This is a genomic window from Clostridia bacterium (genome assembly GCA_017620395.1).
Lineage (GTDB): Bacteria > Bacillota > Clostridia > Oscillospirales > RGIG8002 > RGIG8002.
Genome location: JAFZQJ010000026.1, coordinates 137790 through 149839, shown reverse-complemented (window position 1 = coordinate 149839; position 12050 = coordinate 137790). Strand labels below are relative to the sequence as shown.

At 56.5% G+C, this 12050-nt stretch carries 9 protein-coding genes; 1 reads left to right on the top strand and 8 read right to left on the bottom strand.

What is annotated here, in order from left to right:
• Positions 1–7: 7 nt before the first annotated feature.
• Genes miaB through J5441_05710 form a run of 8 tightly spaced genes read right to left on the bottom strand, consistent with a single transcriptional unit; the run spans position 8 to position 10290 of the window.
• Entirely contained in the window at positions 8–1390 is a 1383-nt protein-coding gene (gene miaB / locus J5441_05745) for a tRNA (N6-isopentenyl adenosine(37)-C2)-methylthiotransferase MiaB (GenBank protein ID MBO4934650.1), read from the bottom strand.
• Positions 1390–2685, bottom strand: a complete 1296-nt coding sequence (locus J5441_05740) for a hypothetical protein (GenBank protein ID MBO4934649.1) — start codon at positions 2683–2685, stop codon at positions 1390–1392. Before J5441_05740 ends, miaB begins: the two co-directional genes overlap by 1 nt.
• 25 nt (positions 2686–2710) lie before the next feature.
• On the bottom strand, positions 2711–4525 hold the full coding sequence (gene ftsH, locus J5441_05735) for an ATP-dependent zinc metalloprotease FtsH (protein MBO4934648.1): 1815 nt from the start codon (positions 4523–4525) through the stop codon (positions 2711–2713).
• Between the two features lie 32 nt (positions 4526–4557).
• Positions 4558–5091 carry a hypoxanthine phosphoribosyltransferase gene (gene hpt / locus J5441_05730; protein ID MBO4934647.1) on the bottom strand — a complete coding sequence of 178 codons (534 nt, stop codon included), beginning with the start codon at positions 5089–5091 and terminating at the stop codon, positions 4558–4560.
• A gap of 3 nt (positions 5092–5094) precedes the next feature.
• Positions 5095–6435 (bottom strand): tRNA lysidine(34) synthetase TilS, encoded by a 1341-nt coding sequence (gene tilS / locus J5441_05725; protein ID MBO4934646.1) that lies wholly within the window; start codon positions 6433–6435, stop codon positions 5095–5097.
• Positions 6435–7820, bottom strand: coding sequence for a replicative DNA helicase (dnaB, locus tag J5441_05720; GenBank protein MBO4934645.1), 1386 nt, complete (start codon positions 7818–7820; stop codon positions 6435–6437). Before dnaB ends, tilS begins: the two co-directional genes overlap by 1 nt.
• An 18-nt stretch (positions 7821–7838) precedes the next feature.
• Positions 7839–8288 (bottom strand): 50S ribosomal protein L9, encoded by a 450-nt coding sequence (locus tag J5441_05715; protein ID MBO4934644.1) that lies wholly within the window; start codon positions 8286–8288, stop codon positions 7839–7841.
• A 22-nt stretch (positions 8289–8310) separates the two neighbouring features.
• On the bottom strand, positions 8311–10290 hold the full coding sequence (locus tag J5441_05710; GenBank protein ID MBO4934643.1) for a DHH family phosphoesterase: 1980 nt from the start codon (positions 10288–10290) through the stop codon (positions 8311–8313).
• A gap of 329 nt (positions 10291–10619) precedes the next feature.
• On the opposite strand from J5441_05710, the gene J5441_05705 reads away from it, so the two are divergent.
• Positions 10620–12026 (top strand): extracellular solute-binding protein, encoded by a 1407-nt coding sequence (locus J5441_05705; protein ID MBO4934642.1) that lies wholly within the window; start codon positions 10620–10622, stop codon positions 12024–12026.
• The last annotated feature ends 24 nt before the right edge of the window (positions 12027–12050 follow it).

Genomic DNA, 12050 nt, shown 5'->3' with positions numbered 1-12050 from the left:
AAATCTCTTATCCGATAAGCTCGCCCTTGAGCAGCCAGCTCATCGGCTCGGTAACGCGCACGCGCGCGTAGTTTCCGTAAAGCTCCGCCGGGCCCTCAAATTCGACAATCTTGTTGCCGTCCGTGCGGGAGGAAAGCAGCTTCATACCGCCCTCCGAGTCGCCCTTGACTTCGTCGACGAGCACGGTGAATTCCTTCCCCTTCATCGCCGCGTTGCGCTCGAAGCCCTTGCGCGTCTGCAGCTCGACGAGCGCATCGAAACGGCGCTGCTTTTCGTCGCGCGGGATCTGGTCCGGCATCTTCGCGGCCGGAGTGCCTTCCCTTATCGAATAAAGGAAGGTGAAAAGCGAATCGTACCCCACTTCGTCGACGAGGGAGAGCGTATCCGCGAAGTCCTCCTCAGTTTCGCCGGGGAAGCCGACGATCATATCGGAGGTTATGCAGAGCCCGTCTATACGCTCCCTCGCGCGCCCTACGAGCGCGAGGTAGTCGGCGCGGGTGTATTTTCGGTTCATCGCCTTCAGGATGCGGTCGGAGCCCGACTGCACCGGAAGGTGTATGTGCTTGGCGAGCTTGTCGCAGGACGCGATAACGTCGATAAGCTCGTCCGACGCGTCCTTCGGGTGCGAGGTCATAAAGCGGATCTTGAAATCCCCCTCGATACGCGCCACCCTGCGGAGCAGCTGCGGGAAGTTCTCACCCGTTTCCGGCTCGCGGTAGGAGTTGACGTTCTGCCCGAGCAGCGTTATCTCGCGGCAGCCGGAAGCGACGAGCTTCTTCGCCTCGGCGAGCACGTCTTCCGCGCGGCGGCTGCGTTCCCTGCCGCGCACGTAAGGCACGATGCAGTAGGTGCAGAAGTTGTTGCAGCCGTACATTATCGGCACGAAGGCGCGGAAATCCTCGTTGCGCACGTTGCCGATGCCTTCGACTATCTCGCCTGATTCGTCGTAAAGCGCGCGTATCTTCTTGCCTCCGGTCAGGCGGCTGAAGATAAGCCGCGGCAGCTCGTGGATCGCCGACGTGCCGATGACTATATCGACGAAGGAATAGCGTTTCTTTATATCCTCCACCATATGCTCCTGCTGGGTCATACAGCCGCAGAGTACGGTTATCATGGAGGGGTTCTTTTCCTTGAGTGCGTGGAGCAGTCCGACGTTGCCGAGTATCTTCTGCTCGGCGGAATGGCGCACGGCGCAGGTGTTGAAAACGACGAGCGACGCGCCCTCCGGCGAATCGCAGAGCTCGTAGCCCATATTCTGCGCGAGCGCGGCGATCTTTTCGGAATCGCTGACGTTCTGCTGGCATCCGTAGGTCTTTATGTACGCCTTACGGCCGGAGCCCTCGACGAACTCTCTGACTTTATTCTCGTATTCCGGATCGTAATAACGCATCAGCTGTCAAACCCATCGTAAGAATCGTAGGAATCGTAAACACCGCTACTCTTCGGAGTTTCATCGGACTTTACCTCCCGAGCGGACGCGGAACGCTTCTTCCTGCCGCGGACGATAACTACCGCGACAACGGCGACCGCGGCGCAGAACGCCGCGCCGGCAAGGATGAACAGCAGCGGCGAGGAGCTGCCGACCGCGGCGGCGCCTTCGGAAGACGCCGAGCTCGCCGCCGGCTCCGGGGCAGAAGAGCTTTCGTCAAGCTCGACCGGCTCCGGAACGCTCGATTCAAGGCCTATAGCGCGCTCGACCACCTTCGGCTTATCGCCCTCGATCGGACGCGTGATGTTGTCGCTGCCGGACGCGCCGGGCGCGTTCCAGTGATTGCGCTTCGCTTCCGGATACGGCGTGCCGAGGCCTTCCTCGCGGTCGTCCCAGAGGTGGCTGTTTTTCAGGAAGTAGTCGCTGCTTTTAAGAAAATAATTATAAACCACTCCGTTGCCGAGGTGCGGCTGATCGTCCCACGTCACGTCGATGTGGTACCACTTACCGTCGACCTCGACCATGTTCCAGCAGTGAACGTAAAACGTGCTGCTCGTCACCGCGTAGGTCTTCTCAGAAAAGACGATGCGCGTATTCAGACCGGCGGTACGGCAAAGCACGTCGAAAAGCAGGGCGTACGCCGAACATACTCCCCTGCCGTTGGTAAGCATCCCGTAAGCGGAATGCGACTTGGCGTTATAGGTGTCGCTGTAGGCGTAATCGAAATTAAGTATCATCCAGTCGTGGATGTTCTTGACTTTATCGTATTCAGTTTCCGCGCCGTTGAGGATCGCCGCGATATTTTCCCGCGCGTATTTCTCAACGTATTCCGTCTCCTTCGGCGTCTCATGCCACTTCTCGACGAGGCATACGACGTTGAATGTGTCGACCGCCGACGTCTGCGGATCAAAAGTATAGCTGACCTTCCAGTCGACTCTCGACATCTTCAGACCGATATAGTCGTTGCCGGCGGTGTATTTATACTTCAGAATCGGGTTTTTGGACGTGAAGTACTCCTCTTCCGGCTCGAACTTTTCGTCCGTCGCCCTGAACTGCGAAACGAAGGCGCCGGTTATGGCGAAATCCACCTCGCTTTCGCCGCTGCCGAACGCTTCGCGCAAACCGTCGTCTATCGCTGCGATCATGGAATCGCGGTCGTCGGCTATGGGGTTGAGCACGGACGCGGAAACAGCCGTTCCGGAGAATATCGCCAGAGCGGCAAGCAGCGAGAGAATGCGTTTCATGGTTCTGTTCAAGGGTGTGTCCGTCCTTTCGCGGTTATCAGGCAAATACGGAATTGAACTCGGCGGAGCCGATCGTCTCCTTTTCGAGCAGAAGCGCGGCGACGGCATCGAGCTTATCGCGGTTGGAATTCAGTATATCCTCCGCCTTCTTATAGGCGGCGCCGATGATCTTCTCGACCTCTTCGTCGATCTTGGCTGCGGTGGTTTCGGAGAAGACCTTGGACGTGGTCAGGTCGCGGCCGAGGAAGACTTCGTCGTGTTCGCTGCCGAAGGTCACGGAGCCGAGCGCGTCGCTCATGCCGTACTTAGTGACCATGTTGCGCGCGATACGGGTGGCGCGTTCAAGATCGTTGGACGCTCCGGTGGAGATGTCGCCCAGCGCAATCGCTTCGGCGACTCTGCCGCCGAGCAGCGAGGAAATTTCCTCGCGCATCTCGGTCTTGGAGGTATAGCTCTTATCCTCTTTCGGCAGGAAACGGGTGAAGCCGCCCATCATACCTCTGGGCATAATGGAGATCTGATGAACCGGATCGCAGCTCGGCAGGAAGTGGGTAACGATCGCGTGGCCGGCTTCGTGATACGCGGTCAGGCGTTTCTCCTTTTCGGAAACGACGCGGGACTTCTTCTCCGGGCCGGCGACGACCTTCATGACGGCGTTCTCGATATCCGCGGCGGAAATGACCTTGCGGTTGGCGCGCGCGGCAAGCAGCGCCGACTCGTTGAGCAGGTTCTCCAGATCCGCGCCGGTGAAGCCGACCGTGGTCTTGGCTATCGTTTTGAAGTCGACGTCCGGCTCAAACTTCTTGTTGCGGGCGTGGACTTTGAGTATCTCCTCACGTCCCTTTATGTCGGGCGCGCTGACGTATACCTGCCTGTCGAAACGACCCGGACGAAGCAGCGCGGGATCGAGGATGTCGGGGCGGTTGGTCGCCGCCATTATGATAACTCCCTCGTTCTCCGAGAAGCCGTCCATTTCGACGAGCAGCTGGTTGAGCGTCTGCTCCTTCTCGTCGTGACCGCCGCCGAGACCCGCGCCGCGCTGTCTGCCGACGGCGTCGATCTCATCGACGAAAACGATAGAGGGGGCGTTCTTCTTCGCCTGATCGAACAGGTCGCGGACGCGCGACGCGCCTACGCCGACGAACAGCTCGACGAAGTCGGAGCCGGAAATGAAGAAGAAGGGTACGCCTGCTTCTCCGGCGGTCGCCTTCGCTATAAGCGTTTTACCGGTGCCGGGAGGGCCGACGAGCAGTATGCCCTTCGGGATACGCGCGCCGATCTCCATATACTTGGTCGGGTTTTTGAGGTAGTCGACGATCTCCGCGAGCTCCTCTTTCTCCTCTTCGGCGCCGGCGACGTCGGCAAAGGTCTTTTTGTTCTTCTCGTTATTCGCCATACGCACCTTCAGCTTGCCGAAGGACATGGCGCGGTTCTCGCTGCGGTTGGCGTTGTTCATCGTGCGGAACATGAAGAATATTATCAGACCGAACATCAGAACGTAAGGGATATAAACGAGATATCCCGCCCAGTCGGACGATTTGGTGTAGTCGTATACCTTGATCGTGCCTTTATCGTGCTGCTCTTTGACTATATCTCTGACGTCGTCGATAAAAAGCGACGCGGAGGGCAGCGAAAAGCTCTCCTCTTTAGTCGGCGCTTCCTTCGTGAAAAAGACGAGCTTGCCGTTGCTGATATTAAGCGAATAACTCTCGACCTTTCCCTGTTTGAACAGGTCGATTATTTCGGAATACGTACGCTTCTCGGACGAGCCGCCCTGCGAAAGCAGCAGCGAAGCGAGCAGCACTCCGACTATAAGCACGAGCAGTACGATACCGCCTCTTGATCTTCTCATAGCATTTCTCCTTGGTAATGTTATTCTCTGTATCAACCGCCGTATACGCTCGGATCGAGTATTCCGAGGTAAGGAAGATTGCGGTATTGCTGGTCGTAGTCGAGTCCGTAGCCGACGACGAATTCGTCAGGCACCTCGAATCCGACGTAATCGGCTTCGATCGGACTTCTGCGGCGGGCGGGTTTGTTGAATATCGTGCAGATTCTCAAGCTCTTCGCTCCGCGCTTGATCAGTAGTTCCTTGAGGTTATACAGGGTGATGCCCGTGTCGAGTATATCCTCGGCGATGAGAACTTCCCTTCCCTCGACGGAAACGTCGGTGTCCTTGACGATCTTGATGTTGCCGGCGGACTGCGTTCCGGCGCCGTATGACGACACGACCATGAAATCTATCTCAACGGGGAGATTTATCGCGCGCATAAGGTCCGACATAAAGACCGCAGCTCCCTTGAGAACGCCTATAAGCAGTATGCTTTTTCCGGCGTAGTCCTCGGTGATCTGCGCGCCGAGCTCGGCCACTCTGCGTTTGATCTCATCCTCGGTGATGAGCATTTTTACGTTTTCCATTTTTTACCCCTCCGGTTTTATATCTATTTTTATGATCTTGTCGGTAAAAACGGTAGCCGCGGTACGCTCCGCCGCTCCCAGCTTTTCCACCCAGACTATGCCCTTGTCGTCGCACAGGACGACGGCGCGGTCGCGCTCCTCTATCGGGATCCTTTGCTCGGAAAAAAGCTTTTTCAGCGACTTGGTCGGACGCTTCGGCAGGCGCATTTCGTCCGTCGGAACACGCAGCCTCAGCCGCAGACCGCCGACAATCGCCGACGCGTCCACCGCGAATTTGTCAACCGCAGTTCCTCCGTTTTCGACGCTTATTGTAACCTTCCTTCCGTCGGGAAGAACGTTTGCCTTTTCGGCGGCGAGGTAGAAGCGCTTCGGCTGCTTTCGCTCCGCGGAGTCGCTAAGCGAGAGCTTCCCTCCGTATTTGACCGCGAAGGCGCCGGGCAGCTGCGTTCTTCCGTCTCCTTCCGAGACCGCGAACGCGAGGAATGCGTTAAGATTCTTCGCGTCGAGCCGTCTGCCGGTAAAGTCGACGTAGATGCGCGACAGCGCACGCTTCACAACGGCAGGATCAGCTTCTCGAAGCGTCTGAAGATCGCACTTTTTCTCTCCTGCGACGGCGAGAAGGCGATCCGCTTCGCGCTCAATGAAGGCGTTGTCCTCCTTGACCGCGGCTGCGAGCCTTTCAACGGAAGCCAGAAAAGCCGGATTCAGTTCCGTAAGGCGCGGGATTATCTCATGCCTGATATAATTCCTCGTATATTCGGTGTCCGAGTTCGTACTGTCGGTGACAAACGGCAGTCCGCACTCCCTGTCATAGCCCTCCGTTTCCACGCGCGTCAACCTCAGCAACGGACGGATAAGCTTGCCGCGTGTTTCCGGAATGCCGCAGAGCCCTTTCAGACCGCTGCCGCGGACGACGTTGAATATCAGCGTTTCCGCGTTGTCTGAAAGCGTGTGCGCAGTGGCTATCCTGTCCGCCCCGAACTCCTCGGCGGCGCGGAAAAGGAAATCATAACGCGCATCGCGCGCGGTCTCCTCTATCCCGCGCTTCGACGCGGCGGCAAGCGCGGCGACGTCGTCGCGCTCGACCTTCAGTTCAAGACCGTTAGCCTCGCAGAAATTGCGGACGAACAGCTCGTCGTAGTCGGATTCCTCCCCGCGCAGGCAGTGGTTGAGGTGCGCCGCGCAGACGGAAAACCCCGTTTCCTCCGAAAGAGTCAGCATAATATGCGCCATCGCGACGGAGTCCGCTCCGCCCGAAAGCGCGAGCAGCACCTTATCTCCGGCGTAAATCATATGCGTTTCGGAGATATACGCTCTGACTTTTTCGAGGACCGATTCTTTCATTACTGTTCCCTTTTCGTATCTATGGATACGAAGCGCGTGTATTTACCTATCCAGCGGAGCAAGCCCGTGCCGGTCTCGCCGTGACGGTTTTTCGCGACGATGCATTCGACGGTGTCCTTATCCTCCGACTCCTCATAGGAGTTTTCGTTCTTTTTGAAAAGCAGCATTACCATATCGGCGTCCTGCTCGATGGAGCCGGATTCACGCAGGTCTGAAAGCACCGGCCTCGTTTCACCCTTCGTGCTCATTGAGCGCTTCGCCGCTTCGCGGTTGAGCTGCGCGCAGCAGAGCACCGCGACTCCGAGCTCGCTGGCCATCGTCTTCATATTTCTGGTCAGCTCCTGAACTTCGTTGGCGCGGTTGTCGCTGTGCCTGCCGGTGGACATCAGCTGCAGGTAGTCGATTATCACAAGTCCTATTTTTCCTATACTGTTCAAGCGTCTGAGTTTCGCCTTCATCTCCGTGATGGTTATGTTTGAGGTGTCGTCGAAGTAGATCGGCGCCTTTGAAAGCGATCCGCAGACGTTGGAGAGTTTTATCCAGTCCTCGTCCTCAAGCTCGCCGCGGAGCATTTTTTTGCTGTCCACCATCGCCTCGCTCGCAAGCACCCTCGTCGCGAGCTGTTCGGCGGACATTTCGAGCGAGAAGTACGCGACGCCTTTACCAGCTTTGGCGACGTTTGTCGCAATGTTCAGCGCGAGAGACGTTTTACCGAAGCCGGGGCGGCCGGCGACGAACACGAGATCGGACTTCCTCATACCGGTTATGTACTGATCGATGGATGAAAAACCGGTCTTGACGCCCATTATATCTCCGCGCTTCTCGGGGTCGGAAAGATCCTCCATGCTCTTGAGCGAAGCCTGCATCGCCTCGCTTATGGGAGTCAGGCGGATGCGGTTGCGGTCGTTCATTATGCCGTAGATACGGTTCTCGGCGGAATCCATTACCTCGCGGACTTCGGCTCCCCTGTCGGTGGCGTCGTTTATATTATCGCGGGAGGCGGTAATCAGCGAACGCAGGATATAGTCGTCCGCAACTATCTTGGCGTAGTTCTTGACGTTGTGCGACGTCGGGACGGTCTGCGCAAGGTTGACGAGGTATTCCTTCGCCTCGTCGTCGTCGCGGTAAACGCCCGCCGCCTTGACCTCCTCGAGCAGCGTGACGAAGTCTATCGGCTTGTTGAGATCGCTCATCTTTATCAGGATCTCATAGATCGCCGCATGCTCCTGTATATAGAAACAGTCCGGATGAAGCAGCAGAGCTATATCGTTGATAAGATCCGGATCCACCACAAGAGCGCCGAGCACCGCCTGCTCAGCCTCGAGGCTGTAAGGGTATTTTATATCTTCAAATGCCACTTGAACACCTTCTGTCTGTGCTGTTATTTGCGAGCGGAAGGACGATCAGAACTCCTGCCCGACAACGTCGATCTTAAGAGCGGCGGAAATGCCCTGATACAGTTTCAGCTTAGCTTCCGTTTCGCCGACTTCCTTGACGGCGGGCAGCTCGATCTTGCGCTTGTCTACGTCGACGCCGAACTGCTCGGAAATCGCCGCGGAGACCTCCTTGGATGTCAGCGAGCCGAAAAGCTTGCCGTTTTTGGACGCCTTGATGTTGACGGTCAGTTTCGCGCCGTTCAGCATTCCCGCTATGCGCTCCGCTTCTTTTTTCTCCTCGTCGGCGCGGTATTTCGCGGCGGCCTTCTGTTCGTTATAAACGTTGAGGTTCGTCGCGTTGGCTTCGATCGCCAGCCCCTTGGGAATGAGGAAATTGCGGGCGTAACCGTCCGCCACGTTCACGAGCTCGCCTTTTTTGCCGGAGCCCTTTACGTCTTCTTTGAGTATGACCTTCATAGCGCGTCTCCCTTTCTTAAAACTACTTGTTGACCTTCATATACTCGTCGATGGCGTCGCAGAGCCGCTCGTAGATCTCGTCCACCGAAGCGTTCTCGAACTGCGCGCCCGCCATAGTGTGATGGCCGCCGCCGCCGAGCTTTTCCATTATGACCTGAACGTTTATCGCGCCCATCGAACGGGCGGATACGCTGACTCCGTAGCTTTCCTCGTAGACGAGGAACGAGGCCTTGAATTCGTTTATGTTCAGCAGCTCGTCTGTCGCCTGCACCGCCATGACCTTGTATTCGGCGGCGCGTTTACCTCGGCAGACCGCGATCGCGCAGCCCTTGTATTCCCTCGCGTTCGAGATGACCTCGTACATGAACTTATACTCGCGCATATCCTTGGCAAAGTATTTCTGCGCCTCGGCGGAGTCGGCGCCGCACTTTTTCAGGTACGCAGCCGCGTCGAAGGTGCGCACGCCGGTACGGACGGAGAACTTTTTGGTGTCGAGCATTATGCCGGTCAGCAGCGCTTCGGCGTCGGTCTTTATAAGCTGGACGTTGTTCATATACTGCACGAGCTCGGTGACTATTTCACTGGCAGACGACGCGAACGGCTCGTGGCAGAAAACCGCGGCTCTGTCGATGTAGTCGACTCCCTTGCGGTGGTGGTCGATGACTATGACCTTTTCGCAGGCGTCGTAAATGCGCTTCGATTCTATATGCTCGATAAGGTGCGCGTCAACGACTATCAGCAGCGTATTCTGAGTTATCAGGTCGGCCGCCTTATCCGGAGCGACAAAGACGTGTCTGTATTCGCTCATTTCTCCGTACGCTTCGATCATGTCACCCGCGAGCGTGGAGTTCTTGTCTACGACGATGTGAGCCTGCTTACCCGTGTTTATGCAGGCGCGGTACATTCCGATCGCCGAGCCTATGGCGTCGTAATCCGAGTACTTATGTCCCATAATCAGACAGTTGTCGGAGTCTGAAATAACGCCCTGTATTTCGGTGGCGATGACGCGCGTCTTGACCTTCGTCAGCTTCTCGACTCCGCGGGACTTGCCTCCGTAGAACTCGAAGCCGTCGGCGTTGCGGAGCGCCGCCTGATCGCCGCCTCTGCCGAGAGCCATATCCAGCGCTTCCACCGCCATTTCGTCGCAGGCGGCGAAGCCGTCGCCTCCGTAGCCGATGCCGATGGAGATGGTCGACAGCGAGTTTTCACCGCCGGAAAGCTCCCTCGTCTTGTCGAGCAGGTCAAACTTTGCTTCTTTCATTTCCGGAATGTGCCGCTGCTCGAAAACAAGCACGTAGTGATCGGGCGCGGTCTTCAGCATCGCGCCGCCGTACTTCTCGAGCCCCTCGTGGACGATGAGCTCCATGCGGCCGGCGAGTATCGTCTTTTCGCTGTCCTTGACGCTCTTCATCAGCTCGTTGTAGCTGTCGAAGGAGATGTGCGCGACCGCGGGTCTGCTCAGTTCGTATTCGATGGCGGTCTCCTTCAGCTCGGTTATATCGGAGAAGTAATAGGCGCGCATCTTTTCGCTGCGGCTGTTGTTGCCCGCGGCGTAAACCATGTAATACCTGCCGTCGAAGCAGCATTCGCCCGCGCCGGTGTCGACTCCGAGCGCACGGTAGTCAAGCTCGCCCGTTATCGCGGAGAACGGCGAATCCATCGCGTCCGCTCCGCCCAGTACGTATGCAAAGAAAAGCTCGTTGTACCACGCGATATTCCCGTTTTTTCCGACTATGACGGTCGGCATCGGGAACATCGAATCGGATCCGCTCTCCGCGGTCTCGAGCGTACGGACAAGGCTCTTCAGCTTCGAGACGACGTTGCGCGAGATAGCCCACTTGCGAAGCATCTGCACAAGCAGCCCGAAAAGCACGATCCCGAGCACGATGAAGAACAGCTTCGTGAAGCCCATGAAAATATAGCACACGACGCATATCGCGGTGTATACGCAAAGCTGGAAAATCAAGTCCGTATTCAGAAATCTGAACAGTTTGTTTTTCAAATAATCACCTCATACCGGCGCGCGGCGCCGGGTACATTTCGGGTACAATTCTTCATAGTAACCCATAATTACTGATAGTATGATTATAACAAATACGGCGAAGATTTACAATAGTTATTTTCACAAATATAAAAATATCAATATTTTCGTTTTCTTTTCACAACCCTCACCGCAGTCAGTCGAACCGGCCTATCAATTTTAACAAACATTTCACGAAACAAATATCACCGAACGGTAAAAATATCACCCACCGACAAGAAAATATTGCGGTTTACGTATAAAATTATAATGATTTAGTTTGCGGAACGATTTCCGTGAAAGGCGGCAAAATGACAAACACGGTAAAAAAACGAATACCCGCCCTTCTGGTCGCTCTATGCGCGTTATGCGCGTGCGCGGCTTGTTCCCGTACGCCCGCCAAGCCGAATCTGCCGACAGACTCTTCAGCGGCTTCGAGCGGCGACGGTATCGATATGAGCTACCAGCCCGGTTTGACCGAACTCGATCTCGGCGAGGTCGAAACCTTCGTCGACGAAGACGGCACGCCATATGTCACGCCGCAGTATGAAATGACCGGTCGCACCGTTTCCCTGCTCAGCCACTGGGACGCGGATACGCCCGACTCGATACATATGGTCAGCTACCTGCGAAAATACGGCGGCCCGCAGGTAAAATTCATTACGGCGCCCTACGCCGAATGCGGAACGAAGCTGCAGTCTATGGTCCTCGCGGAAAACGCGCCCGATCTGTACAAAGTCCGCGACGGCGACGTTGCCGGCATTATGCGCCAGGGACTTTTTACCGACCTTACCGGTCTGATAGACTGGGACAGCCGCAACTGGATCGACCTGAAGCCCTTCCTTGACACGGTCAGGTACAACGGGCAGATACTCATCGCGCCCGAGTTCAATTCCAACTACTTCATTTGGTATAACAAGAACATATTCTCGGAACGCGGCGTCGAGGATCCGATAGAGCTCTACGATAAAGGCGAATGGACGCTCGATAAGTTCGACAGCATATGCAAGCGGCTGACCGTCAGGCAGGACGGCGCCGTGCAGCTCTACGGCTTCGGCTACGACCACACGTGGATGCGGCAGGTATTCGCGATGTTCGACGCGCAGCTCTCGGTCAAGTCCGGCGACGGATACGTAAACACGGTCGGCAGCGACGCCGTGACGGACGCGATCTCCTACCTCAACGAACAGATCAACGTTTCGCGAGTGACCTGCAAGCAGGACAAGGCGCTCCCCTACTTCGCCTCGGGAAAGCTCGCGATGCTCTGGTACGGCAACTGGCTTTCGATGTCCGCGCCCTTTGCGGAGATGAATCTGAGCGGAACGATCGACTTCGTGCCCGCGCCGACGAACTCCCGTCTCGACCTCGGCCCGAGACAGGACTACGCGCTTTCCGGGCACGCAATACCGATAGGCGCGAAGGATACGGAAGCCGCGCTGGCGTTTATTGAGATCTTCAACTTTTACAAGCAGACTCCCGAGCTCGACACCGTTTCCACTAACGCGCAGTGCGAGCTGAACAACTGGTCGACCGAGCAGTTCCTGCGAATGCGCAAGCCGCGCTATTATGAGAACAAATACACCTTTGTCGAGTTATCGGACACCTGGGATTTCATCCTCGACTCGGTCGAGAACAACCGCTCGTGGCTCTCGGTCCGCGAGATGTATTCAAAGCAGATCGACCTCGTTATCGAAGGCATTTCAAACAGCAGCAACTGAATTGCAGAATAAGAAAACGGCTTG

Excerpts from the sequence above, each read along its gene's own strand:
- miaB (MBO4934650.1), bottom strand. The coding sequence starts at position 1,390 with ATGCGTTATTACGATCCGGAATACGAGAATAAAGTCAGAGAGTTCGTC.
- ftsH (MBO4934648.1), bottom strand. The coding sequence starts at position 4,525 with ATGAGAAGATCAAGAGGCGGTATCGTACTGCTCGTGCTTATAGTCGGA.
- hpt (MBO4934647.1), bottom strand. The coding sequence starts at position 5,091 with ATGGAAAACGTAAAAATGCTCATCACCGAGGATGAGATCAAACGCAGA.
- tilS (MBO4934646.1), bottom strand. The coding sequence starts at position 6,435 with ATGAAAGAATCGGTCCTCGAAAAAGTCAGAGCGTATATCTCCGAAACG.
- J5441_05715 (MBO4934644.1), bottom strand. The coding sequence starts at position 8,288 with ATGAAGGTCATACTCAAAGAAGACGTAAAGGGCTCCGGCAAAAAAGGC.
- J5441_05705 (MBO4934642.1), top strand. The coding sequence starts at position 10,620 with ATGACAAACACGGTAAAAAAACGAATACCCGCCCTTCTGGTCGCTCTA.